26 protein-coding genes and 1 riboswitch are annotated in these 26618 nt (G+C 45.1%); of the genes, 12 read left to right on the plus strand and 14 right to left on the minus strand.

Annotated features, from left to right (window positions below; genetic code table 11):
* Positions 1-44: 44 nt before the first annotated feature.
* Complete coding sequence (locus tag RRU94_RS23580; RefSeq protein ID WP_315693269.1) at positions 45-1277, plus strand: MFS transporter; 1233 nt, start codon at positions 45-47, stop codon at positions 1275-1277.
* Positions 1278-1284: 7 nt separating this feature from the next.
* On the opposite strand, the gene RRU94_RS23585 is transcribed toward RRU94_RS23580, so the two are convergent.
* Complete coding sequence (locus RRU94_RS23585; protein ID WP_315693270.1) at positions 1285-1431, minus strand: Fur-regulated basic protein FbpA; 147 nt, start codon at positions 1429-1431, stop codon at positions 1285-1287.
* A gap of 167 nt (positions 1432-1598) precedes the next feature.
* Positions 1599-1709, plus strand: a riboswitch (TPP riboswitch).
* 73 nt (positions 1710-1782) lie between these two features.
* On the opposite strand from RRU94_RS23585, the gene RRU94_RS23590 reads away from it, so the two are divergent.
* Genes RRU94_RS23590 through RRU94_RS23610 form a run of 5 tightly spaced genes read left to right on the plus strand, consistent with a single transcriptional unit; the run spans position 1783 to position 5480 of the window.
* Complete coding sequence (locus RRU94_RS23590; protein ID WP_315693271.1) at positions 1783-2343, plus strand: thiamine phosphate synthase; 561 nt, start codon at positions 1783-1785, stop codon at positions 2341-2343.
* Between the two features lie 8 nt (positions 2344-2351).
* Positions 2352-3488 carry a glycine oxidase ThiO gene (gene thiO / locus RRU94_RS23595; RefSeq protein WP_315693272.1) on the plus strand — a complete coding sequence of 379 codons (1137 nt, stop codon included), beginning with the start codon at positions 2352-2354 and terminating at the stop codon, positions 3486-3488.
* The gene (gene thiS, locus RRU94_RS23600; RefSeq protein WP_251273264.1) at positions 3485-3688 is read left to right on the plus strand and encodes a sulfur carrier protein ThiS; all 204 of its coding nucleotides are present in this window, start codon (positions 3485-3487) and stop codon (positions 3686-3688) included. The genes thiO and thiS overlap by 4 nt, the downstream gene beginning before the upstream one ends.
* 2 nt (positions 3689-3690) lie before the next feature.
* Positions 3691-4458, plus strand: a complete 768-nt coding sequence (locus tag RRU94_RS23605) for a thiazole synthase (RefSeq protein ID WP_242235336.1) — start codon at positions 3691-3693, stop codon at positions 4456-4458.
* Positions 4455-5480: a ThiF family adenylyltransferase gene (locus RRU94_RS23610; protein WP_315693273.1), complete on the plus strand. Its 1026-nt coding sequence runs from the start codon at positions 4455-4457 to the stop codon at positions 5478-5480. Before RRU94_RS23605 ends, RRU94_RS23610 begins: the two co-directional genes overlap by 4 nt.
* 104 nt (positions 5481-5584) lie before the next feature.
* On the opposite strand, the gene RRU94_RS23615 is transcribed toward RRU94_RS23610, so the two are convergent.
* Complete coding sequence (locus RRU94_RS23615; RefSeq protein WP_315693274.1) at positions 5585-6994, minus strand: DHA2 family efflux MFS transporter permease subunit; 1410 nt, start codon at positions 6992-6994, stop codon at positions 5585-5587.
* Positions 6995-7159: 165 nt separating this feature from the next.
* On the opposite strand from RRU94_RS23615, the gene RRU94_RS23620 reads away from it, so the two are divergent.
* Complete coding sequence (locus tag RRU94_RS23620) at positions 7160-7384, plus strand: hypothetical protein (RefSeq protein WP_315693275.1); 225 nt, start codon at positions 7160-7162, stop codon at positions 7382-7384.
* 39 nt (positions 7385-7423) lie between these two features.
* Here the strand turns inward: RRU94_RS23620 and RRU94_RS23625 are convergent, their stop codons facing one another.
* The 6 genes from RRU94_RS23625 to RRU94_RS23650 form a co-directional block, all read right to left on the minus strand.
* On the minus strand, positions 7424-8758 hold the full coding sequence (locus RRU94_RS23625; RefSeq protein ID WP_315693276.1) for a 2-hydroxycarboxylate transporter family protein: 1335 nt from the start codon (positions 8756-8758) through the stop codon (positions 7424-7426).
* A gap of 117 nt (positions 8759-8875) precedes the next feature.
* Positions 8876-9580: a response regulator gene (locus RRU94_RS23630; RefSeq protein WP_315693277.1), complete on the minus strand. Its 705-nt coding sequence runs from the start codon at positions 9578-9580 to the stop codon at positions 8876-8878.
* Positions 9577-11154, minus strand: a complete 1578-nt coding sequence (dcuS, locus tag RRU94_RS23635) for a DcuS/MalK family sensor histidine kinase (RefSeq protein ID WP_315693278.1) — start codon at positions 11152-11154, stop codon at positions 9577-9579. The genes RRU94_RS23630 and dcuS overlap by 4 nt, the downstream gene beginning before the upstream one ends.
* A complete protein-coding gene (locus RRU94_RS23640) occupies positions 11151-12101 on the minus strand; it encodes a bile acid:sodium symporter family protein (protein WP_315693280.1) in 951 nt (316 codons plus the stop codon). Before RRU94_RS23640 ends, dcuS begins: the two co-directional genes overlap by 4 nt.
* A gap of 67 nt (positions 12102-12168) precedes the next feature.
* On the minus strand, positions 12169-12843 hold the full coding sequence (locus RRU94_RS23645; protein WP_315693281.1) for a response regulator: 675 nt from the start codon (positions 12841-12843) through the stop codon (positions 12169-12171).
* Positions 12840-14444 (minus strand): sensor histidine kinase, encoded by a 1605-nt coding sequence (locus RRU94_RS23650; protein ID WP_315693282.1) that lies wholly within the window; start codon positions 14442-14444, stop codon positions 12840-12842. The genes RRU94_RS23645 and RRU94_RS23650 overlap by 4 nt, the downstream gene beginning before the upstream one ends.
* A gap of 121 nt (positions 14445-14565) precedes the next feature.
* Here RRU94_RS23650 and RRU94_RS23655 point away from each other — a divergent pair, with 121 nt between their 5' ends.
* Together RRU94_RS23655 and RRU94_RS23660 are read left to right on the plus strand one after the other, a co-directional pair.
* The gene (locus tag RRU94_RS23655) at positions 14566-15621 is read left to right on the plus strand and encodes a DctP family TRAP transporter solute-binding subunit (RefSeq protein ID WP_315693283.1); all 1056 of its coding nucleotides are present in this window, start codon (positions 14566-14568) and stop codon (positions 15619-15621) included.
* A 131-nt stretch (positions 15622-15752) separates the two neighbouring features.
* Positions 15753-17018: a dicarboxylate/amino acid:cation symporter gene (locus RRU94_RS23660; protein WP_315693284.1), complete on the plus strand. Its 1266-nt coding sequence runs from the start codon at positions 15753-15755 to the stop codon at positions 17016-17018.
* A 27-nt stretch (positions 17019-17045) separates the two neighbouring features.
* Here RRU94_RS23660 and RRU94_RS23665 read toward each other — a convergent pair whose 3' ends face one another.
* Positions 17046-17579, minus strand: a complete 534-nt coding sequence (locus RRU94_RS23665) for a GNAT family N-acetyltransferase (protein WP_315693285.1) — start codon at positions 17577-17579, stop codon at positions 17046-17048.
* Between the two features lie 188 nt (positions 17580-17767).
* Between RRU94_RS23665 and RRU94_RS23670 the strand changes: the two genes are divergently transcribed.
* Positions 17768-18784, plus strand: a complete 1017-nt coding sequence (locus tag RRU94_RS23670; RefSeq protein ID WP_315693286.1) for a potassium channel family protein — start codon at positions 17768-17770, stop codon at positions 18782-18784.
* Positions 18785-18898: 114 nt separating this feature from the next.
* Positions 18899-20509, plus strand: a complete 1611-nt coding sequence (locus RRU94_RS23675) for an ATP-binding protein (protein WP_315693287.1) — start codon at positions 18899-18901, stop codon at positions 20507-20509.
* A gap of 86 nt (positions 20510-20595) precedes the next feature.
* Here the strand turns inward: RRU94_RS23675 and RRU94_RS23680 are convergent, their stop codons facing one another.
* Together RRU94_RS23680 and RRU94_RS23685 are read right to left on the minus strand one after the other, a co-directional pair.
* Positions 20596-21228 (minus strand): response regulator, encoded by a 633-nt coding sequence (locus RRU94_RS23680; protein WP_315693288.1) that lies wholly within the window; start codon positions 21226-21228, stop codon positions 20596-20598.
* Positions 21229-21236: 8 nt separating this feature from the next.
* Complete coding sequence (locus tag RRU94_RS23685; RefSeq protein WP_315693289.1) at positions 21237-23279, minus strand: sensor histidine kinase; 2043 nt, start codon at positions 23277-23279, stop codon at positions 21237-21239.
* Between the two features lie 94 nt (positions 23280-23373).
* On the opposite strand from RRU94_RS23685, the gene RRU94_RS23690 reads away from it, so the two are divergent.
* Positions 23374-23532, plus strand: coding sequence for a hypothetical protein (locus RRU94_RS23690; protein WP_315693290.1), 159 nt, complete (start codon positions 23374-23376; stop codon positions 23530-23532).
* 1 nt (position 23533) lies between these two features.
* Here the strand turns inward: RRU94_RS23690 and RRU94_RS23695 are convergent, their stop codons facing one another.
* The 3 genes from RRU94_RS23695 to RRU94_RS23705 form a co-directional block, all read right to left on the minus strand.
* Positions 23534-24451 (minus strand): polyprenyl synthetase family protein, encoded by a 918-nt coding sequence (locus RRU94_RS23695; protein ID WP_315693292.1) that lies wholly within the window; start codon positions 24449-24451, stop codon positions 23534-23536.
* Between the two features lie 153 nt (positions 24452-24604).
* Positions 24605-26056: a nicotinate phosphoribosyltransferase gene (locus tag RRU94_RS23700; protein WP_315693293.1), complete on the minus strand. Its 1452-nt coding sequence runs from the start codon at positions 26054-26056 to the stop codon at positions 24605-24607.
* Positions 26053-26613 (minus strand): cysteine hydrolase family protein, encoded by a 561-nt coding sequence (locus tag RRU94_RS23705; protein ID WP_315693295.1) that lies wholly within the window; start codon positions 26611-26613, stop codon positions 26053-26055. The genes RRU94_RS23700 and RRU94_RS23705 overlap by 4 nt, the downstream gene beginning before the upstream one ends.
* Between the last annotated feature and the right edge of the window lie 5 nt (positions 26614-26618).

Raw genomic sequence — 26618 nt, forward strand, 5'->3', positions numbered from 1 at the left:
AGCGTATAGTAAAAATATAGGATGATGAGGAAAGAAGGATGCACATGTCATTTATTGAAAAAGGAACCGCCGAACAAAAAAAAGCGAGCTTTGCTTTGTTTTTAGGAGGCTTCGTTACCTTTGCGACGCTGTATACCACACAGCCGCTCATGCCGTTGTTTTCGGAGAAATTTGGTGTTTCTGCTTCAACTGCCAGTCTCGCTCTGTCCCTGTCTACCGGTGTTTTGGCACTTTCCATGATTGGAGCAGGCGCGCTTTCTGATGCCTACGGCAAAAAAAAGCTGATGGCTGTTTCGATGTTTGCAGCCTCTATCATCGGGATCTTGACAGCTTTGAGTCCAAACTTTTGGACGCTGCTGGCTTTCCGGGCACTGCTCGGTCTTTTTTTAGCGGGTGTACCGGCTATTGCAATGGCATATGTAGCGGAAGAATTCAATCCGAAAGCTGTTGGATCAGCTATGGGGCTTTATATTAGCGGCACAACCATTGGCGGAATGTCGGGACGTATCTTAACGGGGCTTTTAACCGATTTCTTCAGCTGGCGAATCGCTTTGCTATTGATTGGACTAACGGCGCTGTCAGCCAGTGTTCTCTTTTTAACTTCACTGCCAAACCCGCGCCATTCCGTAAAGAAGCAGCCTTCTTTCAAAGAAATGGCCTTCACATACCGAATTCATTTGTATAACCGCCCCTTGTTGGCTGTTGTCTCGCTTGGTTTCTTGTTAATGGGCGGCTTCGTTACACTGTATAACTATATTGGTTTTTTACTGATTACTCCTCCCTATTCGCTTAGCCAGACGTTGATCGGATTTATTTTCGTTGTTTTTTTAACAGGAACATTCAGTGCGGTTTATATGGGAAAAAAAGCAGACAAGTACGGAATTCCGCTTTTGCTGAAATGGTCGATTGGCATCATGGCATCCGGTGCCGTACTGACGCTTTTTCCTTCTCTTTTCATGAAAATTATCGGCATTGCTGTTTTTACGTTCGGTTTTTTTGCCGCTCATTCGATCGCAAGCACATGGGTAGGAGAATATGCAGGATTTAACAAAACACAGGCGTCTTCTATGTATTTACTTCTTTATTATCTTGGCTCCAGCGTTGTTGGATCATTCGGCGGCTGGTTTTGGACACATTTCAATTGGAGTGGTGTCATTGGATTTATTCTTTCCCTTCTGGCTGGGTCAATCCCTCTTATTTTCTATGCTGAAAACAAGCAGCCCGGTGTTTATTGCATCTGGAAAAACAAAACCGCTCAAGCGCACGGAAACGCTTGAACGGTTTTTAATTATCTATTGATTCACTTTGGTCGCTTAAATGCATTAATTCTTCCGTTGATAATTCATAAAGCTGACGGTCGCCATACTTGAAAATTCCTTGAGCCATCAGCTTTTCAATCCAGATCATCTGTTCATTTTCTGTCGTGTGCATGGTGTTCTTCCCCTTTTTTCTTGTTGCCTTTATTTTATTCCCCCGAAATAAACTTTATGAAACATACTTTGCGACAAATAAGGACAAGAAAAAGAGAGCGCTTTTTTAGTTTACGAATTTATCGTGACACCTGTTTTCATTTGTGCTATTCTAAAAAAAACTGAATATTCTTCCACTGGAGGTGCCTTTTAAAAAGGCTGAGATCAAAGTGAGTGACTTTGGGATTCCTGGAACCTGATCCAGTTCATACTGGCGTAGGAAAGTGGCGAAAACCTTTTTAACCGTTCATCTTTGTGTATTCAGCGCTGCTTTCTTTTGAAGAAAGCAGCGCTTTTTATTTTGTTTTAGGAGGTGAGGCAGCTGATTCATGCTGTAACTGATGGAGCCGGCCTGCCGGATCATATACAAACAAAGCTGCTTTCTCTTTTTCCCGAAATCGATGCTGTTTGTATCCGGGAAAAAGGATTGTCTGCACAACAGCTTTTCACTCGCCTGACCGGCTTGATTGAGCGGGGAATGCCGCCCGAAAAACTGATTCTTCACTCATCCCCCGATCTGGTACCCTTTCTGCCGGTATTAGGCGTTCACTTTTCTGAATATGATGAACGGCTGACACCTTTTAAACAGAAGCATCCTGACAAGCTTGCCGGCCGGTCCGTTCATTCTGTTTCTTCTGCCCAAAAAGCGGAAGCCGACGGAGCTGATTACCTTTACTTTGGACACGTATTTGCCACAAGCTCCAAAAAAAACCTGCCTGGACGAGGACTCGACGCTCTTCGCAAAGTAACCGAGTCTGTTGCCATTCCGGTCATTGCTATTGGCGGAATTGATCAAAGCAATATTCCAGCAGTCCGGGAAGCAGGTGCTTCTGGTGTTGCAATGATTTCGGCTTTTTTCAACAGAAAGGTGTGAAACTGTATATGAACAAATACGAGTATATTTTAATCGGCGGCGGTGTCATTGGCTGTTCTATTGCCTACCGTCTTGCCAAAGCAGGTCATTCAGTTGCACTGTTTGATTCGGGCGCTGCCGGGAAAGCGTCGATGGCCGCCGGCGGTATGCTTGGAGCGCAAAATGAATTTGAGTGTGAAAACCCGCTTATGGAAATCGCTCTTGAGAGCAGGGATTTGTTCCCCGACCTGCGGGATGAGCTTTTTGAAGAGTCCGGTGTTGACATCGAGCTCAGAAAAGCCGGCCTGCTGAAAGTAGCCGCATCCGAAGAAGATCGGGACGCTTTAGCCCATCAATACCGTTTTTTGTCGGAAAAAGATCCGACGGTTTCCTGGCTTGAGCCTGAAGAGATTCCCAAAATAGAATCTCAGTTAACGGGCCATACCGCCGGTGCGATTTATTTAGAAAAAGACAATCAAATTAAAGCGCCGCTGCTTGCGCTCGCATTGCTTCGTTCAGCAGCCAATGCAGGCGTTCACGTTTATGAGCACACCGCCGTTCAAAAGCTGCTTATCAAAAATGGACAAGTTCTTGGCGTCCAAACAAAATTGGGTGACGTGTGTGCGAATCGTGTCATTAACGCAGCGGGTGCGTGGAGTTCTTCTCTTCTTTCAGACACTGGCTTCTCTCTGCCCGTTATTCCTGTGAAAGGCGAATGTGTCTCCGTGAAGCTGACAGAAGAAGCGCCTGTTAAAACGGTATTTGCAGTTGATGGCTGCTACATCGTGCCAAAAAGAAACAATGAAATGCTGATCGGTGCGACCTCCACGCCAAATACGTTTGATCCATCTGTTACAGCCGGCGGCATTCGCTCGCTGTTAAACCGCGCAGCCCGCCTGCTCCCGGTTTTAGATACGGGCATGATCGAACGCACCTGGTCCGGAGTCCGGCCCCAAGCGGCAGACCATCTTCCTGTTATCGGTGCGCACCCTTTTATTGACGGCTTATACATATGCACCGGGCATTACCGAAACGGCATCCTGCTGAGCCCTGCCACCGGGCTGTTAATGGAAAAATATTTGAGCGGCTGTTCAAGAACGGCGGCGCGCCTTGCGCCGTTTTCTCCAGCGCGCTTTTTATCCCAAAAGGAGGCGGCACCTGTATGAAAATGACTGTAAACGGACGCGAAGTAGATGTACCGGAAAATGTAAGGACGGTACGTGACCTGCTGGATCACTTTGGTTTAAATAAAGATCTTGCCATTGTGGAATTGAATCAGTCTATTTTAGATAAAACAACGCGGGACGATCAAAAGCTGGCAAATGGCGACCGTGTGGAAATTGTACAATTTGTAGGAGGCGGATAAACATGTTAAAGATTGGACCTTACTCATTTGAATCCCGGCTGCTGCTCGGCACGGGCAAATTCCCTGATTTTGATATACAAAAAGCGGCGGTTGAAGCGTCTGAAACAGAAATTTTAACGTTTGCGGTGCGGCGGATGAATATTTTCGAGCCGAATCAGCCGAACTTTTTAGAAAAAATTGACGTTAAAAAATATACCCTTCTGCCAAATACAGCGGGCGCCAAAACGGCGGAAGAAGCAGTACGGATCGCCAAGCTCGCGAAAGCATCCGGTTTATGCGACATGATTAAAGTGGAAGTCATTGGCTGCGACAAAACATTGCTGCCTGACCCTGTTGAAACCCTGCGTGCATCCGAAATGCTTTTAGAAGAAGGATTTATTGTTCTTCCGTATACATCAGATGACGTACTTTTGGCCAAGCGGCTCGAAGACCTTGGCTGCCATGCGATTATGCCGGGCGCATCCCCCATTGGCACCGGCCTTGGAATTGTCAATCCGCTCAATATTCATTACATTATTGAGCAAGCGAATGTACCCGTTATTGTGGATGCGGGCATCGGCACACCATCAGACGCAGCCAAAGCGATGGAGCTTGGGGCGGATGGTGTACTGCTTAACACAGCGGTTTCCGGCGCAGCGGACCCGGTTCAAATGGCCGAAGCAATGAAATATGCGGTGCTTGCCGGACGAGGTGGATTCCAGGCGGGACGGATTCCAAAAAAACTTCATGCGAACGCTTCAAGCCCGCTTGAAGGAATGAGCGTGCTTTGACAGACCGGTACTCAAGACAGGTTTTGTTTCCTGGCATTGGACGAAGCGGTCAGGAATCGCTGCAGACAAAACATGTGCTGATCATTGGCGCTGGGGCTCTTGGTGCGGCTAATGCAGAAATGATTGTCCGTGCTGGTGTCGGGCAGGTAACGATTGTAGACCGGGATTACGTAGATTTTTCTAATTTACAGCGGCAGAACTTGTACACTGAGCAAGATGCTGTAGACCGGATGCCAAAAGCAGAAGCAGCGCGAAAAAGACTGGCCGCAGTTAATTCTGACGTTCACATCACCGCCCTTACCCAGGATGCCGACTCGGCCTTTTTAGAGCAGATCACGGCCCGAAACCATATCGATTTGATTGTGGATGGCACCGATAATTTTGATGTGCGTTTTATCTTAAACGATGTCGCCCAAAAAAAGCGCATTCCCTGGGTGTATGGAGCTTGTGTAGCATCAGGCGGCTTATCCATGCTCATCGTGCCGGGCAAAACACCCTGCCTCCACTGCTTGATGGATACGATGCCGGGAACAGGAGCCACCTGTGACACCGCCGGCATTATTTCGCCCGCTGTGCAAATGACTGCGTCTGTTCAAACGGCGGAAGCGCTCAAATGGCTTTCAGGAAACACGGAGGCACTGCGCGGGACCATTTTTTCTTTTGATTTATGGAAAAACCAATTTTCATCGGTTGATGTGCAGCGTATGAAAAAACGAGACTGTCCTTCCTGCGGCACAAAGCCTGTTTATCCGTTTTTATCGTACGAGCGGACAACCAAGTTTGCGGTTTTGTGCGGACGTGACACGGTACAAATCCGGCCAGCTGATGTAACGAAACGAAACCTGGCCAAGCTGGCGGATCATATTAAACAAACAACCACGATTACGCACCAAAATGGCTTTTTACTTTCTTTTCAGCAAACACCTTATACGGTTACGGCTTTCCGCGACGGCCGCGTTTTGATTCAAGGGGTATCTTCTGTTGAAGAAAGCAAGCGGGTTTATTATCAATATTTCCAATAAAAAAACGATCCGGAAGCCCCGGATCGTTTTTTATCTTCAATAAACAATCCTTAACCTGCCAAGGATGAAAAGCCTGCTCTCTCATTTTTCAGCTGTTCCAATAGCTAGCCTCTTTTCTCAGCCAAAGCGCGTTTTTCTTTTAACAAAAACGACAGCGGCAATGCTACTACAAGCGGAACGAGCGAGTATACAAACACATCCCCTGCTGCTATCGCAGAAGAAGCGTGAGCCTCTGTTCCTTCTCCTGCATAAATCGAAGAACGAAAAGCAAGCAGAGCTGAAAACAAAGCGATAGACAAAGAAGCAATCGACTGGCGTGCCCAGTTGTTGAGTGCAGAGGCATACCCGGCAATCTCCACTGGGATAGCGGACATGCCCGCATTGGTGATAGGCATATTACAAAGAGCGATTCCAAGATAGCGCACTGATGTCCAGATGATGACATAAGCGATCGTTGTCTCGATATCCAAATTCCCCATCATATAACTGCCAATAATCATAATGACGAGGCCTGATAATATAAGAGGAGCCGGGCCTGTTTTGTCATACAGCCTGCCGGTTACCGGTGTAAACAGCGCCATCACAAGCGCACCGGGCATCATAATTAGTCCTGTTTCCAGGGCGCCAAATCCAAGTGAGCTTTGCAGAAAAACCGGCACGAGAAATGCCCCTGCGTACAGCCCAATAGACAGAACGGCACTAAGCAAAAGACTGTAAGCATAACGGCGGTGCGTCAGCACTTCAAAGTTCAGCAGCGGAAACTGGATACGGAGCTCGCGCCGCACAAATAAAAACAGCAAAACGAGTGCGATTCCGGCAACGCCGAGCGTTTTTGCACTCGTGAACCCCCATGACTCCCCTTCAGCAAAAGCGGTTAAAAGAAGAATACTGCCGATAAAAGACAGAAGGAGCCCTGGCAGATCAAACGGCATTTTCGCTCCTGCATCAGTCCCGGGAATAAATACCGCAGCTGCCCAGATAGCTGCCGCTGCAATCGGAAGGTTTACATAAAACAGCGCCGGCCAGCCCGCGGCATCGATAAAAAAGCCGGCCAGTACCGGGCCAAGAGCCGGAGCAAGTACGGCAGATAAACTCCATAAGCTGATCCCGTATGCCTGTTTTTTTCTTTCAATCGTTTTATAAACAAGTGTCATCGTTGACGGCATAATCATTCCGCTGAATATCCCCTGTAGAATACGCAGCACAATCAAGCTTTCAATACTCCAGGCAAATACACTGATCAGTGAACAAACAAAAAAGCCAATGAGCGCAGCCAAATACACACGCTTAAAGCCAAAGCGCGCACCGAACCAGCCTGCTGCCGGCGCTACTGCTCCGGCTGCCAGCATAAATCCTGTTACCGTCCATTGTGCTGCCGGCAGATCCGCATGAAATTGATTCATAAACGCCGGGACAGCTACATTTACGGTAGAAGTATTCATCACAGCTAAAAAATTGCCGAAGAAAACCGCAAAAATAATCGACCAAAAGGCCGTCTCTTTTTTTCCTTCCACGTTTTTACACCCAATTTCTATTTATTCTGTTCCACTATTATAACAAAAAACTTCGTGTCACGAAATGTTAGGCGGGCTTTTCCTTCTCTGCATTAGCTCAGCGCGGCCCGCTTTTTGGAAAAGAATGTGCTACACTAAGAAAAAAGCGGAAAGGACGCGGCCAGAATGCTGAAGCGATTTGTTTTTGTCGTTCCTGTTATGGTGATTGTTTTTTCCATTGCCACCTGGATGTTAAACAAGGATTATACGATGATTGCACGTGATACCCGCCTGCTTATTTCAGCGGGAGCGGCCCTTTTCTCCGGTATGATTTCATTTTGCTTACTAAAAGGTGATGCAGAAGAGCTAGCTGCTGCCCACCGGGATCGCCAAAACAGAAGGAAAAAGTAAAAAACGCTTGTCTCGATTGAGACAAGCGTTTTTCTTTTCTTAACCAAACATTTTCATTAGCAATGTCGCTAAAATAACCGTAGAGGCGCCGCCTAAGCGTGTTGCTACCTGCGCGAACGGCATCAGTGACATACGATTTGAAGCTGAGAGAATCGCGACGTCACCCGTTCCGCCAAGACCGCTGTGGCAGCCTGTTACGATTGCTGCATCAATTGGATGCATTTTCATGAACTTTCCGACAAAGTAGCCTGTCGCAACCATTGAAATGACAACGGCTGCACATACGATCACGTAAGCCGGTGTTACAATTTTCACTACATCCTCAAGCGGAATGTACAGCATGCCAAGACCGACCATTAAAGGCCATGTTAAGCTTGTTGAAACGAATTTGTACAAGTGATAAGCGCCTTGTTCCATTCGTGCCGGCATAACCTGAAAGATTTTTACTAACGTTGCCCCGACAATCATCAATACAGGTCCCGGAATACCAAGGAACAAGTGGGCAAAGCTTCCGAAGATAAAGAAACTGCAGGCAATTAACAGTCCCGCACCCATTAACGAGAAATCAACTGGTTTGTTAATCGTTGTTTCTGAGGAGATCTGGTCCCCTTCTTTTGATTTAACAAGGACACCGTTTCCTGTTAATTCAGGTTTTTTCTCTCCAAGACGCATCATAAGACCGGCACATACAACGGCGACGATATTTCCGATTACTGCTGCAGGGATCATTTGAGAAACAAATGATTCAGCTGCACCGCCAGAAATTTGCGCGTAAGCAAGCGACAACGGCAGAATACCTTCGCCAATACCACCGCCAATAATTGGCACAACAATGTAAAAGAACGTATGCTTAATGCTGTAGCCAAACAGCATGCCGACAAGGCAGCCTGCCACAACAGATGCCAGCGTCCCTAATACAAGCGGGATAAACATGCGTGTAAACCCTTGGATCAATACTTTGCGGTTCATCCCAAGAATACTTCCGGCAACAAGCACCGAAATATATAAATATAAAAAGTTCGATGTTTTCATAAGCGTTGTAACAGCTTCTGTTGCGCTAGGGTTAATTAAATCAAAGAAAACTAAAATAGATGGAACAAGAAGTGCTAAAATGGCTGGACCGCCAATGTCTTTTAAAATGGGAATTTTCATTCCAAGATCGCCCATCAGCATACCCATAATCATAATAACGGCAAACCCGCCAATCATGTCCGGCGGCAGCTGATTGTATACAGACGCTGCATAAATCACAGTAGCCAGCACCACATAAAGCGGCAGTGGAACTGGTCCTACAGTAATACTATTTAATTTTTGAAAAAAAGATGGCTTTTGCTCGTTTGAAGGAAACGTTTCCAATTTTCGTTCTGCTCCCATGGTGATAACCTCCTGTTTGTTTCTTGCTTCATCTTATCCGGAATTAAAGCGTTATCATATATTATTTATTTTTTTAAATTGTTTTTTAATTAAAAAAAGTAAGCAGTTTCAAACTGCTTACAGAAAGTTTTTCATTATATACTCCTTGGAAAGGTTGCGTGTATGCTGATAAACCGGGCGTCCTACCGTGCCATAAACCACCCTTACATCAAGCACTTCGATATCTGCGAGAAACTTTAAATACTTGCGTGCAGACACACCGGAAATGCCAACTCTTTTAACAATGTCTTCTGTTGAAAAAGCATCCTCTATTTTTTGAATCTCTTCCCACACTTGATTGAGTGTAGCTTTCGTCAGCCCTTTTGGAATATCCTTCGGCATATCCTGTTCTCCCCTGCCAAGCAGCTGGCGGTCCAATTCTTCCTGGCTGACCTGGCGGGATTGTGTCATAAATGCTCGTTTATCACGATATTCTTTTAATGCTTCTTCAAACCGGTCAAATTGAAACGGCTTAATTAAATAATCGACTGCGCCATAGCGAATCGCTTTTTGTACCCGTTCCATATCGGAAGCAGCAGATATGACGATTACATCTATTTCTTTTTCCTTTTCCCTTACATACGTAAGCAATGATAATCCGTGTGGACCCGGCATGAAAATATCGAGCAGAATAAGATCAATTTCCTGGTTTTCTATAACCGAAATAGCTTCTTCCACGGTTCCAGCCGATGCGGCCAGTGAAAACCCGCTGATGCTTTCTACATACTTTGCGTGCAGAGCAGCCACCCGCTGTTCGTCTTCTACTAATAAAACGCGTATCATGCTTTCCTTTCCTCTCCTTTCTCCTGGAATGGTATATAAACGGTTAATTTTGTTCCTTTGCCTGATTCTGATAACAAATCAAACTCACCGTCCCGCTGGGCAAGAATATCTTGCACTAGTGACAGCCCAATCCCACGGCCGGTTCCTTTCGTCGAAAACCCTTTTTGAAATAAGAGATGCTGTTTTTCTTCTTCAATGCCGGTACCGGAGTCGGCGACTTCGACTGTTAGAATATCATCTCCATAGCTGAACGCAACATGAATGATTTTTTTCCGGCTTTTTTGTACCGCGTCGATCGCATTATCAATTAAATTGCCAACGACCGTAATCAAATCATGTGTAAGCGCTGGATCTTCCGGCTGCGGAATCGGAAAATCGCTTTTCAGGTGCAAAGAAGCACCTGATTCACGCGCATAGCTTAGCTTGCCGACGAGAAAGCCGGCCAGTACCGGATCTTTTATTTTTTCTGTCATCATTTGAATCTCATTGCTTTTAAAATCAACCGTCTCTTGAATAAACAAGGCAAGCTCCTCATACGACTTCATTTGAACCATTCCCAGGATTACATGAAGCTTGTTCATGAATTCATGTGTCTGCGCCCGAAGTGCGTCTGCGTATAAACGAACCCCTGTCAGCTGCTCAGCCAGCAGTTTCACTTCTGTTTTATCACGGTATGTAGCAACTGCTCCGGCAAGCATTCCATCCACGTGAATCGGTACGCTGTTTACGAGAAGCTCAACCCCGTCGATCCGCTGCTCCTTGTCAATTTCCTGCTGCTCTGTTTCCATTACGCGCTGCAGAGAATGAAGAGGAATCGATTCTGTTTTCCCCTCTTTAAAAAGGGACATGGCTGCCCTGTTCATGAGCGTAATCGTCGAATCGCGGTCCACTGCGATAATGCCTTCATGCACGGATTGAAGGATGGCATCACGTTCTTCAACGAGCCGGGCAATCGCAAAAGGCTCCAGGCCAAGCAGCACTTTTTTGATGTAACGAGCCAGCAGTACAGCGCCGAGAACACCAGCCAAAATACCAGCAGCTGTTCCTGCCAGAATATTGTTTCGGCTGCTGGCAACCGCATTTTGAACACTTTCCAATGAAATACCGACGGCCACTGCCCCAACTTGTTTTCCACCTGGATCGAAGACAGGGGTAAAAGAGCGGACAGAGGGTCCCAGTGTCCCTTCAGCTATAGACACATATTCCTCACCAGCGAGTACATGTTCCTCATCGCCGCCAGTAAAGGGCTGGCCGATTTTGTCAGGGTTTGGATGCGACTTGCGTACCCCATTCATATCCATGACAACAACAAACTGAACACCGGTTTCCCTGCGGATATCGCTAGCAAAGTCCTGAATGTCCTCTTCGCTTCGTGCGCCTGTAAGCGCCTGAGCAACAAGCGGCGTATGCGCCACCATGCGCGATGCACTTTGCGCTTTTTCTGCTTGTCCTGCTTCAACGGAATCGGTAACGGTTTTTGTAACTAAAATATCTGTGACAAGCAGAGAAAAAGCAACGACTGCACAAACAAAAGCAATAATAACGGTCTGCAGCTTCCATCTCCCTTTTCTCATGCCCTGACCTCCCTAGGGTACACTCTTTTAAGCAGAAACCCATGAAATGCCGCGAGCATTTGCTGAAAGAGCATGCATACTACAACCGGCACTGCTGCCTGCGGCGGAAAAAAGTTAACGGCGATGACGGCACCTGCGCTGATGTTGCGCATACCGCCTGTGTAAATAAGCGTCACAACGGTTTCATGCGGCTGTCTGCACGCCACGGCAAGGGCCCAGGAAAGCAGATAGCCGCACAACACGACAAATAAAATAGCCGTGAGAATCTGAACAAATTTCAAATCAATATCACGTAAATAAGGGGCGACCACAGCACTGTTAATCGCAATAACGAGTGGAAGCGACAACTTTGAAAAAGGCGACAGCGTCTGGCTGATCCGGCTTGCTTTTTCTGATTTTACCCACTCGTTCACGAGCATGCCAAGCAAAGACGGCAGTACAATCATCCAAAACAGCCCGCTCATCATCTCGAAAACATCCATTTCCACTTTACTCCCGGCCAGCACAGACATGCTGAACGGCACGACAATGGGTGACAGAATCGTATCAAGTAAAATAATCACAAGCGCAAGCGGTACGCTGCCCCGGTACATCGTTACCCAGATCACACTTGTAATTCCAGTCGGAATCACAAGCGCCAGTGTAAAGCCTGTAACAATCAGCGGATCATCAGGAAATAAAAGATGTCCAGCCGTCCAGGCAAACAGCGGCGTAATCATGTGAAGAATCACAAGCGCAAGAAAAACAGGAAACGGATGAGTCATCGTATGATGCAGCATCCGAAAATTTGAATTTAAACTGCCGGTAAACGTCATAAAAGCAAAGACCCATGGCACAATAAAAACCCATGAGTGAATCCATTCCGCTAATAAAACGCCGGCAAGAACACTCACAGGTGTTAAAAGCGGCATCCACCGCGTTAAAAATATGTTCACTGCTCGAAGCATACAAAGGAACTCCATTCTTTTTGTTTGCTTCTATTGTATCATTATGAAAAGAATTCGGCGCATCCGGTTATGCCAGCTTATAACGGTTGATAGGCCGGCCAATCACGCCGTATTGAATATCAATTTTTACCTTTCCGCTTTTCTCTAAATAATCTAAGTAGCGGCGCACGGTAACCCGGGCAGCACCGACTCCTTCCGCGACTTCTTCCGCTGACAAAGGCTTGTCCGTTTTCTGCAGGTGCGAAACAATTTTTTGCAATGTAACAGCATTCAGCCCTTTCGGAAGCTGCTCCGCTTCATCCGGTCCGCCTGCTTTTTGAAACAAAAGGCTGTCAAGCTCTTCCTGGCTGATTCTTCCTTTTTCACTTAATCGATTTTGAACAGATTGATAATGTTCAAGCGCCTGCTTCATCCGCTCAAATTTAAACGGCTTCATAATATAATCAAACGCGCCATGCTGGATCACCTGGCGGACGGTATCTATATCACTTGCGGCCGTGATCACGATTACGTCTACTTGAATGCTTTCCTGCCGCAGTAAATGAAGCGTCTCAAGCCCGCCCATTAACGGCATATATAAATCAATAATAATAAGATCTGGAGACAAGCGGCGGATCAGCTCCATTCCTTCTCTCCCGTTGCCCGCAATGCCGATTACCTCAAATCCGTCTACTTTGTTGATAAACTCCTTGTTTACTTCTTGAACCATTAAATCATCTTCAATAAGCAGCACCTTGATCAAATTTCATTCCCCCTATCCTTTTTTGGCTTCATTGGAAATACAAGAGAAAAGGTTGTTCCTTCACCCGGCGCAGACTCAATATGAATGCGCCCACTTCCTTTGGCAATGATTTCGCTCACTAAATGCAGGCCAATCCCTCTTCCTGTATACGCTTTCGTTGAAAAGCCCTGTTTAAAGATGAATGGCTGATCTTCTTCCTTGATCCCCGACCCGTTGTCTTCAACTAAAAGCGAAACAATATCACTTGTTTGCTGAATACTTACATAAATTTCATTGTCTTCTTTAGGATCTTCAAACGAGTCAAAAGCATTTTCAATCAAATTGCCAAGTATGAGTACAAAATCATGATGATCCATGTGGGGCGGAAACGTATGCAGTGAGCTGTTTCGGTCAATGGTCACCTGAACCCCAAGTTCTTTTCCCCGGCTTACTTTGCTGAGCAGAAGCCCCGATACGCTGTCATCGCGGATGTTCTTTGTTAAAAAGCGGGTTAATTCTTCCTGCTCCTCCGATACTTGAAACACATATTCCAGCGCTTTTTCCCGGTTCCCGAGCTGAATCAAGCCGGCAATCGTGTGAAGCTTGTTCATATGCTCATGGTTTTGCACACGGAGGGCACTCACAAAAGCCTTCACTCCGGTCAGCTCTTCCGCAAGCTTTGTAACCTGTGTTCGATCCTGGAAGATGGCAATGGCCCCAACGGTAACGTTTTTTACCCGAATGGGAATCCGATTGGAGACAATGACTCTATCGTTTATATGCAGCTGCTTATTTAAAATGGGACGGTCCAACATAAGAATTTCCGGCAAGTAGGTATCTGGAAGCACGTCCCTGATCTTGCGGCCAATCACTTCTCCACTGATACCAAGCATTTCTTTTGCTTTGTGATTAAAGATGGTAATCTGTTCATCCCTGTCAATGGCGATGATTCCTTCATGCATCGCATTGAATGCTTCGGTTCTTTCTACAACGAGCTGCGCAATTTCATGCGGTTCAAGCTGAAACATTTGCCGCTTGATGTCCCTTGCCATCATATACGCTCCCCACAGGGCAATAAACAATGCGATACCAGTCGCAATGAATATCTCTTTTTTTACAGACAGCAGCATATCTACAATTTCCGGCAGTTTGTATCCTGCGATTACAACGCCAACTTGATTGTGTGATGCATCCATGATTGGCACAAAGGCCCGGATCATCGTACCCGTTTCACCTTTTCCTCTGGATACATATGCATGCTCGGCAAAAGCTGGCCCTTCATCTTCCCCTTCCGATACCTTACCAATCTGGCTGTTGATCGGATGAGTAAGCCTGATACGGTTCATGTTTAAAATAACGATATAATCCGCTCCATTAATTACCCGCAGTTCTTCCACTGCCTCCACCGCTTCTTCCGTGACACTGCCCGACGAAGCGAGTTCGCCCGGTACACCAGGCAGTTCAGCGACTGTGCGTGCCGTTAAAATGGCCCGGTCCCGCAGCTCGCTCTCTCTTGTCTGAAGATAATTGCCGGTTAGGGCAATGCCAAGTGCAAAAAAAGAGAAAAGGAGTATAAATATGATCAGCCCTGTTATTTTCCACTGAATTGGAATACGTACCATTCATAACGCCGCCATTCTAAAAGATTCTCGTGTATATGTATTTTACCATGTTAAAGAAAACAAGCCGGACGGTCAAAACGTGATATGATAAGAAAAAAGATGTTTAAAACAGGTGGTGCCTATGGCCAAATACATCAGCTTCTGCCTTTTTACTCTCCTTATACTGACCGGCTATTATTTTTACCAATACAATGAAGCTGCCAAAACACAATTGCTTTCATATGATGATGAACAGGAAAAGATCGAGACAAGCATTACGATTCGCTTTTCGCATGTAGTAGCGGAAAACACGCCAAAAGGATTGACAGTTCGGAAATTTGCCGATCTCGTAGAAGAAAAAACAAAAGGCCAGGTGAAAGTTGAAATTTATCCGAACGGTATTCTTTATTCGGATGATAATGAATATGAAGCACTGCAAAACGGAAAAGTAGAAATGATAGCGGCTTCATTTCCGAAGCTCATTGATACTGTTCCCCAATGGAAGGTACTCGATCTTCCGTTTATTTTCAAGCGTGAAAGCCAGGCGGAAGCGGTATTTACCGGACAAACGAGCAAAGAGCTTCTTTCGATGATCCAGGATCCGCAGGTGAAGGGGCTTGGCTTTTGGGTGAACGGATTTAAGCAGATGACCAGCAGCCAAAATGCGCTGCTTGAGCCGGATGATTTTCGCGGCCAGACATTTCGTGTAATGCCAGGTCCAATTATCGCGGAACAGTTTCGTCTTTTGAAAGCGGATACTGCCGTCATGCCGTTCAACGATGTGTATCAGGCGCTTGAATCCGGACAAATTGACGGGCAGGAAAACACGATTTCCAATATTTATTCTAAACGGCTTTATAAAGTACAAAGGCATTTGACGATCAGCAACCACGGCTATCTTGGTTACGCAGTCATGATTAATCAGGAATTCTGGGACGAGCTTCCAAAAGAAATTCAGGAAAAGATCACGGAAGCCATGAACGAAACGACCGAGTGGAACATGAAAAAAGCAGGCCAGATGAATGCGGAGCAGCTTGAAGCAATTAAGCGGACTTCTCCGATTACTATTCATTCCTTGAAAGCCGAACAGCAGAAAAAGTGGCTTCGCCTTTTCAACCCTTTGTATCAACAGGTTGAAAACGAAGTCGGCTCTGACTTAATCAAACGAATTCAATTTCCTCCTGATGAAGAACGCTGAATAAGCGTTCTTTTTTTGACCAAAAAGACCAAAAAAACCATTAAAACCAAAAATATTTATTCCTGTTGGAGTCTGATATGATTCTATCAAGGAAATGAAAACGCTATCAAATAATTAAAGGAGGTTTTCATATGAAGAAAGCGCTAAATAACTTAACGGTTCGTGTTATCATCGGTATTCTTCTAGGGATCGCGGTAGGCTTGGCTTTTCCTGCTTTCGGGGAGCAGCTGAAAGTACTGGCGGACATTTTTATTAAAATGATTAAAATGGTCATTGCACCGATTATCTTCCTCACAGTTGTCATTGGAATCGGCAGCATGGGTGATTTAAAGAAAGTCGGCCGGATTGGCGGAAAAGCCCTTTTATATTTTGAAATCGTCACCACTTTCGCTTTAGCAATCGGTATCTTAGTCGTCAACCTTCTTCAGCCGGGTTCAGGTTTTAATACTGGTTCTGTAGATGGCGGTGATATTTCTGAATATACAAAAGGAGCAGAAGAATCCAGTCACAGCTTTATGGATTTTGTTCTTGGAATCGTGCCTGACAACGCAATGGCTGCTCTTGCAGGCGGCGAATTGCTGCCAATCTTGTTCTTTGCGATTTTCTTCGGCCTTTCACTGGCCGCTCTTGGAGAGCGCGGCAAACCGGTTGTAGACTTGTTTGAACGCTTAACAGATATTTTCTTTGGAATCGTCAACATGATTATGAAGGTTTCTCCAATCGCTGCATTCGGAGCGATGGCTTACACAATTGGAAAATTTGGACTTGGCTCCCTCGTGTCACTTGGCCAGCTGATGCTGGGTGTATACATTACATGTGCTCTTTTCGTTATCGTCATCTTAGGCGGTATTGCCAAATTCTACGGATTCAACATTTTTAAATTTATCACGTATATTAAAGAGGAAATTTTACTTGTTCTTGGAACATCTTCTTCTGAATCTGCCCTGCCAAAGCTAATGAAAAAGCTTGAAGATTACGGCTGTTCAAAGCCAGTTGTCGGGCTGGTTGTGCCGACTGGCTACTCGTTTAACCTGGATGGCACTTCAATCTATCTTTCTATGGCCGCGATCTTCATCGCCCAGGCTTACGGAGTAGATTTAACGATTTGGCAGGAGCTGACACTGCTTGGCGTATTGATGCTGACTTCTAAAGGCGCGGCCGGCGTAACAGGCTCTGGATTTATTACACTAGCCGCTACACTGGCAGCTTTCCCAATGATTCCAGTGGAAGGAATCGCCCTTCTTCTTGGTGTAGACCGCTTTATGTCTGAAGCACGCGCTATTACAAACTTAATCGGAAATGGCGTAGCAACGGTTGTAGTATCTAAGATGGAAAATGAATTTCATCCGCCGGCTGACCTTACTGTAACACCGCCGCCAAATAAAATGATCAATTAAAAAAGCGGAGCCCTCTGGCTCCGCTTTTTATTTTTTATATTCTAACAGCCAGCAATTATGGTGTTTTCCTTCGTGCCATTCCTGCTCTGGCAGCAGTTTCACTTTCCGGAACCCGCATTTTTCATAGCAGCGGATCGCCCGCACATTCCATTCCTGCGGATCCATTACCACTTTTTGTGCCTGTTTCGTATGGATCAAATGCTCTACTAGTGCTTTAACAAGCACTTTGCCAACACCCTTGTTCCAATAATGTACTTCTCCGATCAGCTGGTCTGTTCCATAAACCACTTCATCTGCTTCATAGCCATATAACGCTCTTTCTTTTTCTCCAAGTGGATAGTATTGAATGTAACCGATCTCATTTTGATCAAATTCAATGATGCCGCGAACCAGTCCCTCTTCGTCTGTGTAAAATTCTTTCCGGACTTTTTCCGCATCAAACGGGTTGTCTCTGCCTTCGTAAAATTCCAGTACGACCGGATCTGATAACCATTTAACAAGCCGGCCTTCATCTCTGTCTTCCAGCTTTCGGACAGACAGCTTTCCTTTTCGAAACAGCATATTCTCACCCTCCCGCTTTCATGGATTATGTTCAAAATACCGGCAATTGGCCGAAATGTAAATCGGTTAATAGACCGAATTTGGAGGAATGCCCTCGATTATTGGCGAAATAAACGATTTATAGTATTCCGTCCTATTTCCACTCGTATCTTATACAGAAGATTTACTTTGAAAGGAGGAACCTGCAGATGATTTTTTTCCGAAGACTTTTCTTTAAAGCCATGCACATGAGCAGCTGGACACTTTTTCTCACCACCATGTCCCTTGTGCTGTTCAGCAGCTTTTTTATGTATTATATAGAACCTGAAACGTTCACCTCCCCTTTTGACGGACTATGGTGGACGATGACCACCGTTGCGACAGTCGGCTACGGTGACTTATCGCCAGTATCTGTTTCTGGAAAGATTTTTGCCATGCTGCTGTACGTATTCGGCATTGGCCTCATGACCGTATTGATCGGAAAAGCCATTGACACACTTAGTGCGCGAAAACGATTGAAGGAGGAAGGACGATTGACGATTACACGTGAACAGCACATTATTTTGATTAATTGGACGAACCGGGCACGGATTACTTTACTAGAACTGCTCGACACCTTTCCCGACATCTGCATCGTTATTATGGATGAAACAGAAGCGAAAACGCCTTTCCTCCATGAACGTGTCGATTTTGTTAAAGGGGCTCCAGCTTCTGAGCAAACGCTTCGGCAGGCAAACTTTTTAAAAGCTAAATCCATTATGATTTTTTCACCGGATCATGCGCCGAACGCCTCGACGGCAGACGGCCTGACTCTATTGATCGCTTCAAGTATTGAAGCTGCTGCTCAAAGACAGGAGCAAAATGTGTACACAATTTGCGAAGTGGCGGATTCAGCTAACCTGTCCGCTTTTTCACATGCAAATGTAGAAGAGTTTATTACACCAAATGATACAGCAGCTCATTTAGCTGCACGTTCCATTTTGTTTAACGGATCCAGTGAGATTATCCGTCAGTTAACATGCAGTGATGGATACGATCTTTACCGGATTGAAAATACATTTGGCTGGCAGACGTATCGTGAAGCTAAGCAGGCGTTAGATGAAAAAGGGATTCTTCTTGTCGCCAGCCGCCACGACCTCTCTATTATGGAAAAACTGGACGAGTATATTCCTCAACATGCTCCATTATTTATCATCTGCAATGAACAAGCGTATCACAGGCTTTAAGAAAAATATTTTCCCTAAACCCGTTTTCTCCTTCCCTCCTTTCGTATAGGCCTGTTTCGTTTATAATAGAAATAGATGGGAATACGAAGGAAAATAGCGAGGAGATAACAACAAATGAAGCAAAACAATATTTGTTTTGATACATTAAAAAAGGAATGTGCAGCAAGGGGACTTGATCCAAAGAGCATTCCTTCTTTTAACCATATATTAGATGCAGAGGCATTAGCGGCAAGACAGCGCCAACACGCTGAATTCATTCATGCGGTTACGTACTTTTTTGATAAATTTATTGCTTCGCTGCCTGGCATTCCTATTCTTGCCACAGCAACGGATAAGCATGGCTACGTTCTTCATATGATTGGGGACAGCAGCATTAAAGAAATGGTTATGAAACTAGGAATTCAAAACGGAGTTCAAATGACAAATGAATACAATGGTATTAATTCTGTCTGCCTGGCGCTGGATTACCAGCAGCCAGTCGGTATAGTCGGCTCGCAGCATTATCATTATTATCTGCATAATGCTGCGTGCTACAGCATCCCTATTTGGAACAGAAATCAAAATGAAGAAATCGGCACACTTTCATTTATGACGGCTGTTGATTTTGCCCACCCTCTCTTTCTATCATTGCTTATGACAATGAAGGAATCCATCGAGCGTGAACTTCAGTTAATGAAGCAAAACGAGAATCTGCGCCTTCTTAATGAGCTTATTATGGAGACTACCACGAGCGGCTTGATTGTCTCTGACAAGGAAGGCAATATTATTAACGTTAACAAGGCCGCAGAACGGATGGTGAAGCAAGATAAACAGTCACTGCTCTCCGAAACGGCTGCGAACTGCCCATTCGTTGGCGATTATCTTGAGCGGGCGCTGTCAAAAGGACTTCCTTCTACAGACATTGAAAGAACATTTAAAAGCACATCAGGCCGTGAAACAACGTACTTGCTGGATGCGCTGCCGATTTTCGATCAAACAGATACACTGGCCGGTGCCTTCGCGCAACTCCGTGACATTACCTCGCGAAAAGAAACGGAACAGATGCTGCTTAACACTGAAAAACTCGCTGCTGTCGGTCAAATGGCTGCCAGCGCTGCCCATGAAATCCGTAATCCTTTAACAACGATTCGGGGCTTTATTCAGCTGCTGAAGCCATCGTTTTTCGACCAGGAGCATTTCAATCTCGTTTTGGAGGAAATTGACCGAATTAACTTGATTATTAGCGAGTTTCTTATTCTATCAAAGCCGCAGGCCACTTGTTTCGGCGAACAAAACTTAATACAGATTCTTCATGATACGATTGCCCTGTCACAGCCGCAGGCGAGCATGAGCAATGTGCAGATTATAAAGTACTTTGATGATCCCTCTCCTATTTTTATACATGGAGATGGAAACCAGCTGAAACAGGTGTTTATTAACTTGTTTAAAAACAGCATGGACGCCATGCCGGGCGGCGGGACCCTTTCGGTTGACGTTCATATGAACGTACAGGGAGAAGCTGTAGCAGTGGTGTCTGATAAAGGCATCGGTATGACGAATGAACAGCTCGGGCAGCTGGGCACTCCTTTTTACACAACAAAAAAAGACGGAACAGGGCTTGGTCTTATGATTACACAGCGTATTTTAAAACAGCACGACGGCTCCCTTGATATACAAAGCACAAAAGGAAAAGGAACAACGATTACGCTTCGTTTTCCAGTCAAAAAAGAAGAAACGCTCAAGTAAAACGAATATTGAATGACAAAAGGCCTGCAGGACAGGTCTTTTATTTTTTCAAAAGAAAACACGCTTCCATCAAGAAAGCGTGCAAATTAAAGACTAATAAGATTGTGTCGAACTGCTTCAGTAACAGCTTGAGACGTTGTTTGTACCTGCATTTTGTTTAATAGCTTGGACAACCAGTACTCGATCGTCCGGCTGCTTGTAAAAAATTGTTCTGCCAGCTCCTTGGTTTTCTTTCCGACTGCCAGAGCCGTTAGCAGTTGAAGCTCTTGTTCTGTTAACGTATAAGAGGTATCCTGCTTTTGATTTGACCGGTTGCTGCTTTGTTTTAATGACAGCCGCTTCAACGCAGCAAGCGGCACGATGGCGTACCCGCTGAGCACAGCATGGATCGCCGTCATTAACTCTGCTGCGGGTGTATCTTTATTAATAATTGCGCCAACACCAGATGAAACGATTAAATCGATTCGGTTCGTATAATCAAATCCCGTATAAATAATAATCTTCGCTCCTGGCTGGTATTCACGAATGTTTTCGGCTACCTTTACACCACACACTTCTTCCGAAATATTCATATCGAGCAGGTACAGATCAAACGGCTCGCTTTCGCTCATCTCAATAGCTGTTTGATGATCGGATACACATGTGACTTGAAAATCCGAATATGCTTCAATCATGCTTTTCGTTTCCAGCCCGACAATTTGATGGTCATCCAGCAGCAAAATTCATGTCATTCTCTCCACCCCGGCAGTGTCATTTGAACCTGCACACCGCTGTTAGGCGATGTCATCCACTCTACATATCCTGAAAGCATGGCCACTCTCTCCTTTATCCCGGATATCCCCATCTGGTTTCCCTGCTCATCCATACAGCTCATGTCAAACCCAATTCCATTATCCAGATAATCCAAAAATAAGGTTTCGCTTTCCTCCCACACAGAAATAGACAGACGGGATGCTTTTGAATGCTTGCGGGCATTATGCAAAAGCTCCTGTACAATCCGATAGACAGCAAGTTCTTTGTCCTGGTCCGACCTGTAATGGGACGGCAGATCAATATCACATTGCAAATAAATATCGGATGTTAGCTTAAACCGTGAAAACAGCTCCTCTAATGTACCACGCAGTCCTTCCTCCTGAAGAAAAACCGGACGCAGCTCCTGGCACGTTTCCCGAATATGGCGAGTCACTTGTTTCATGTCCCTCTGAATCTCTTTTACATCTTTTAAAAGCGTGTCTTTCAGATGCTCTGACCGGGCAAGGCGCTCTAATTTCCGCTGTACAACAAACTGCTCCTGGAGCACTGAGTCGTGGAGATCAGCAGCGAGCCTCCGTCTTTCTTTTTCAGAAATCGCTAAAAGAAGTCGAATCGTGCCCGGTGAGTGATTCATCGCCTGCACCTCTAATTCCTCCATTTTCTTTTGGGCCACCTGTAGATTATCGGCTACGAGCCGGACATAGGGAACTCCAGCAAGCAGCCATGCTTTTTCACTGATATTCCACCTTAATCCGTTTTTTTTCGGACCAATCCATAGATAAATGTTTTGCTCTGACCGCTCAAACAGCTGAATGCCAAGCCACTGCTGATGAACCAGCAGCCCTTTTTCACGGTCTCTTGCCATTAACAGGCGCTGCGCTTCTGATGGTACAGCCGGAACCACTCCTTCCGCGTGCCGGATCAGCCACTCTCCGTTTCTTTTTTCGGTAATAAACAAGGCAGACGGATGCAGGGCATGAAGAACTTCCAGGGCAAACATGCGCTCCAGCTCATCCGTTTTCATGACAGCCGACAGCTTCCCTGCTAGAATCTCAATGCCCTGCACCATATTTTTCCGGTCTTGAAACAAGCTGTTTCGAATAAAAAAATCAAACTGCTCTTTCATTAAAAAAGAAAGAGCCATGATCAAGAGAGCAGCAGCAAAAGGAATGATAAACTTCCCCGCGATGCTGTATATGATCACCGCCAGTAAAAAAGCCGGAATAACGGATTGCACGCTATAGTAGAAAAAACGGCTAAGGACAAAATCGAAATCAAACAGCTGCCGGTTCATCAAAAGGCGTGTATAGCCATATGGAAGTGCAAAAAGAGAAAAGGCGGCGATTCGATCCAGCCCATCCACTCCTGCCGCCACATATGGAAGAACATAAATTACAATAAAAGGGACAAACGCAATAGCTGGCACAATCATCATCCACTTTAAAAAGCTTTTGTGCTCCGTGTTTTCTGTCCGATTGTATTGCCAGGCGATGATACCTAAAGCAGCAAAAACGGAAAAACTAAAGTGAACGAGCATACTGTTATTCACTACATAAGATGGGACCCACGATGCAAAATAATTGCCAACATTAAACCCGATAAACAAAAGTGTTACCCACATGAATACGGACAGCCACGCAGAGAGAGAACCGAGATCAAGCTGTTTTTCCTTTAAAATCGCTTCTACAAAGAGAAGAAAATAAAGAGCAGCCAGTTGAAAAGCAACCGTTAAGATGGTGACGGATACAGGATCTCCTTCGCCAGACTCTTTAGAAGCAAACAAGCTGAGAGACACTGCAAGCAGGAATAAAATAAACCGGCGGGCGGATGTCGTTTGCTTGCCAATAATCGGTGCAATTAAAATAATGGACAGCAGTGAAAACAAGCCAGGTACGTATAACTCGATCATATCCGATGAAAAGCTTTGTTTCTCTGCCGCCATTTTTATCATAAGATAAGCATGACTTACAATGTAAATGGCAAAAGCAACAACCAGCTGCCAATAATGCTTTAACATATGTTTTCTCCCCATATTGCTTAATAAGTGACGATTCTTTCAATTTTTTGTAATATATATCATTATACACCAATAAAGGAGATGAAAGAGAAATATGGCAATGAAACTAGTCGAGCTGCTGCTGGCAAAACCATCGCTTTCGGATTGGAGCGAAGAAGATCGCCGTCTGCTTGAAACCTATTCAGAGTCAGAGTTAGCCGTTATCTTTGAATCTATTGAACATCAGCCTATTCATCCTCAAGGATGGAGATAAGTTATGAAAATAAGCCCGCCATTAATTGCTTCTTTTGTTTTTCACTGATTGGCATTCGAGTGACAGAGGTTCGAATTTTATAAAGATACAGCTTTTCGATTACACTGCAATAGGAAAGGGCATCCCCTTCAACAAGCAGCGACTGCACCGCAGCCCTTTCTTCTTCTGTTGATGGCTCCTTTATCCCGTTCTCGTAATACCTTTTTACTGCTTCATATTTTGACTGTTCGCTATTTAAACAAAAAAGCACGGGCAATGTTTTTTTCTTATGATATAGATCACTTTTTTTCTCCGGCTGAAACAGATCGTACACATCATTTCGAAGCTGTTCGACAATGCCGAGATAATGGGCGTACACCTTCATTTCTTGTTCGATGGCAGGCTTTACCTCTCCCGCTCCGAGCAGGCAGGCTATTTCGATCAAAGAGCCGGATTTCATAGATACCATGTTCAAGTAGTCTTCTTCGGTTTCCAAGCAATTTTGCAAATCAGCTGCCTGGCCGTTGATCGCTTTGACTACATTGGCTTGAATCATATAAAGAACCCCACTCTTAACCGTTTCGTCCATCTGCAGACGGCTTACTTCTAAAAAGCAAATCATCAGCAGGCCCGTCAATATATTTAAATTTTGTGCGGTGTCCACCTCTCCCCATGGATGTTCATGTCCGTCTCCGTCTTGAATATCATCCATAATGTCGAGTGCTAAAAAAAGCAGCTCGACAATCACCATAAGCTGCTCTTTTTCTCCTGTCCTCTTTCTTTGCCAGAAAACGTCGTAATGAAGGCCGGACAGCTTCGCAAAAAAACCGGTTTTATTAAACGTGTATCTTACATACACAAGTGTTTTCTCCTGCAAAGCGGCTTCTTTAAAATAGGCACAAATATACTCACAAGCAATATTCATCAGGTTATTTGTCATATATCTTTACTCCTTTTCTATTAACCTTATCAGTTAATAGGTAAAAAAAAACACTCGTTGCCACAGGATACCAGCCAAACATTCACAATACGCACGCTGCCTCCTGCTTAAAATGTACTACTAAAAAAAGCCTGCTTAAGAGCAGGCTTTTTCTTAACGCGCAGACGGCGGCATCATTTCTTCAATTTTCTTCATTTTATGCTCCCAGCAGGCTGGACTTAAATCGACAGGGTACTGTTCTGGATTAATGGGACGCTTGTATTCATCCCATAAAACCGATAACCCCTTTTTCACATGTTCTCGTATATCGGCAAGCGATGGCTGATGGTACATAAACTTTCCGTTTACAAAAACATCATTATGCAGATCAACAGCGGTAAAATCAGTGACAAATTTGCTGATATACGTGTGAACAGGATGAAACATTTTCAGCTTTTTTTCTTCCTGCGGCTTTTCTTCCTGGAGCGCGATATAATCTCCTTCCGCTTTTCCATTTGCATTGTTAATGATGCGATAAACGTTCTTTTTCCCCGGTGTTGTCACTTTTTCCGGGTTGCCGGAGATTTTAATGGTATCCACCATTTCTCCTTGGTCGTTCTCAATTGCGACAAGCTTAAACACGGCGCCAAGAGCCGGCTGGTCAAAAGCGGTAATCAGCTTTGTGCCGATGCCCCACACATCAATTTTTGCACCCTGTGCATTCAAGCTCATGATCGTTTCTTCATCAAGATCATTGGAAGCGATAATTTTCGCATCCGGGAAGCCCGCTTCATCAAGCATCGTGCGGGCTTTTTTAGATAAATACGCAAGGTCGCCGCTGTCAAGACGGATACCAATAAAGTTGATATCATCACCAAACTCCTTGGCAACCCGGATCGCATTCGGTACGCCGGAACGCAGTGTGTCATATGTATCGACCAGAAATACACAATCCTCATGCGTCTCAGCGTATTTTGTGAATGCTGTATATTCATCCTGGTATGCCTGCACCATAGCATGGGCATGCGTTCCGGATACCGGAATGTCGAACAGTTTGCCTGCCCGCACATTGCTGGTGCCTGAAAAACCAGTTAGGTAAGCCGCCCGCGCTCCCCAGATAGCGGCATCGGTTTCCTGCGCCCGCCGTGTTCCGAATTCAAGTGCCGTTCCATCACCTACAACTTGCATCATGCGTGATGCTTTCGTCGCAATAAGGGTCTGGTAGTTCACTACATTTAAAAGCAGTGTTTCAAGCAGCTGCGCCTGCGCAAGCGGGGCTTCGATCCGCATAATAGGCTCGTTTCCAAAAACGATTTCTCCTTCCTGCATGGAACGGATCGTCCCCGTAAATGTCATATTCTTTAAAAAAGCTAAATAATCTTCTCCGTAGCCAAGTTTACTTAAATAGTCGATATCGCTGTCTGTGAAGCCGAATTTTTGGATAAACGAAATAATACGCTCAAGACCAGCGAAAACGCCATAGCCGTTCCCAAACGGAAGCCGGCGAAAATAAAGATCAAAAACCGCATTCCGGTCGTGAATGCCGTCTCTCCAATACGTTTCCGCCATATTAATTTGATACAAATCGGTATGCAGCATAAAGCTGTCATCTGGATGCTTCATCATAATTCTTTCCTCCTTTTGGCGCCAAGTGTATCTACAAAATGCCTAAGTGCCCATTCATGGCCTGCCTGGTTAAAAGACGCTACCGCGTGATCATACACAACAATTTTGTATCCTTTATTGTACGCATCCACTGCTGTATGCAAAATACATATGTCTGTACATACGCCGACAAGATGCACCTCTGTAATTCCTCGTGCTTTTAATTTCATATCAAGGTCTGTTCCGGCAAAAGCAGAGTAACGCGTTTTATCCATGTAATAGACGTTATTCCGGTCTTTGTTTTGATCGTACACGGATTGAAGAGAGCCGTACAGGTCGCGTCCTTTCGTACCGCGGATATTATGCGGCGGGAACAGCCCCGTTTCCGGGTGATAAGGGTCGCGCTCATCATGCACGTCAATCGCAAAAACAACATAGTCGCCGTTTTGGATAAATTGCTCTGTTATATCGACAATCACTCCTTCAAGGGCCTGGCCTGGCTTTCCACACGTTAATTTTCCATCATCTGCAACAAAATCATACGTATAATCAATATTCAGCAATGCTTTCATACACATCCGCC

Source organism: Domibacillus sp. DTU_2020_1001157_1_SI_ALB_TIR_016 (genome assembly GCF_032341995.1).
GTDB lineage: Bacteria > Bacillota > Bacilli > Bacillales > Domibacillaceae > Domibacillus > Domibacillus indicus_A.

Excerpts from the sequence above, each read along its gene's own strand:
- RRU94_RS23580 (WP_315693269.1), top strand. The coding sequence starts at position 45 with ATGTCATTTATTGAAAAAGGAACCGCCGAACAAAAAAAAGCGAGCTTT.
- RRU94_RS23585 (WP_315693270.1), bottom strand. The coding sequence starts at position 1,431 with ATGCACACGACAGAAAATGAACAGATGATCTGGATTGAAAAGCTGATG.
- thiO (WP_315693272.1), top strand. The coding sequence starts at position 2,352 with ATGAACAAATACGAGTATATTTTAATCGGCGGCGGTGTCATTGGCTGT.
- thiS (WP_251273264.1), top strand. The coding sequence starts at position 3,485 with ATGAAAATGACTGTAAACGGACGCGAAGTAGATGTACCGGAAAATGTA.
- RRU94_RS23605 (WP_242235336.1), top strand. The coding sequence starts at position 3,691 with ATGTTAAAGATTGGACCTTACTCATTTGAATCCCGGCTGCTGCTCGGC.
- RRU94_RS23620 (WP_315693275.1), top strand. The coding sequence starts at position 7,160 with ATGCTGAAGCGATTTGTTTTTGTCGTTCCTGTTATGGTGATTGTTTTT.
- RRU94_RS23625 (WP_315693276.1), bottom strand. The coding sequence starts at position 8,758 with ATGGGAGCAGAACGAAAATTGGAAACGTTTCCTTCAAACGAGCAAAAG.
- RRU94_RS23630 (WP_315693277.1), bottom strand. The coding sequence starts at position 9,580 with ATGATACGCGTTTTATTAGTAGAAGACGAACAGCGGGTGGCTGCTCTG.
- dcuS (WP_315693278.1), bottom strand. The coding sequence starts at position 11,154 with ATGAGAAAAGGGAGATGGAAGCTGCAGACCGTTATTATTGCTTTTGTT.
- RRU94_RS23640 (WP_315693280.1), bottom strand. The coding sequence starts at position 12,101 with ATGCTTCGAGCAGTGAACATATTTTTAACGCGGTGGATGCCGCTTTTA.
- RRU94_RS23650 (WP_315693282.1), bottom strand. The coding sequence starts at position 14,444 with ATGGTACGTATTCCAATTCAGTGGAAAATAACAGGGCTGATCATATTT.
- RRU94_RS23655 (WP_315693283.1), top strand. The coding sequence starts at position 14,566 with ATGGCCAAATACATCAGCTTCTGCCTTTTTACTCTCCTTATACTGACC.
- RRU94_RS23660 (WP_315693284.1), top strand. The coding sequence starts at position 15,753 with ATGAAGAAAGCGCTAAATAACTTAACGGTTCGTGTTATCATCGGTATT.
- RRU94_RS23665 (WP_315693285.1), bottom strand. The coding sequence starts at position 17,579 with ATGCTGTTTCGAAAAGGAAAGCTGTCTGTCCGAAAGCTGGAAGACAGA.
- RRU94_RS23670 (WP_315693286.1), top strand. The coding sequence starts at position 17,768 with ATGATTTTTTTCCGAAGACTTTTCTTTAAAGCCATGCACATGAGCAGC.
- RRU94_RS23675 (WP_315693287.1), top strand. The coding sequence starts at position 18,899 with ATGAAGCAAAACAATATTTGTTTTGATACATTAAAAAAGGAATGTGCA.
- RRU94_RS23685 (WP_315693289.1), bottom strand. The coding sequence starts at position 23,279 with ATGTTAAAGCATTATTGGCAGCTGGTTGTTGCTTTTGCCATTTACATT.
- RRU94_RS23690 (WP_315693290.1), top strand. The coding sequence starts at position 23,374 with ATGGCAATGAAACTAGTCGAGCTGCTGCTGGCAAAACCATCGCTTTCG.
- RRU94_RS23695 (WP_315693292.1), bottom strand. The coding sequence starts at position 24,451 with ATGACAAATAACCTGATGAATATTGCTTGTGAGTATATTTGTGCCTAT.
- RRU94_RS23700 (WP_315693293.1), bottom strand. The coding sequence starts at position 26,056 with ATGATGAAGCATCCAGATGACAGCTTTATGCTGCATACCGATTTGTAT.
- RRU94_RS23705 (WP_315693295.1), bottom strand. The coding sequence starts at position 26,613 with ATGTGTATGAAAGCATTGCTGAATATTGATTATACGTATGATTTTGTT.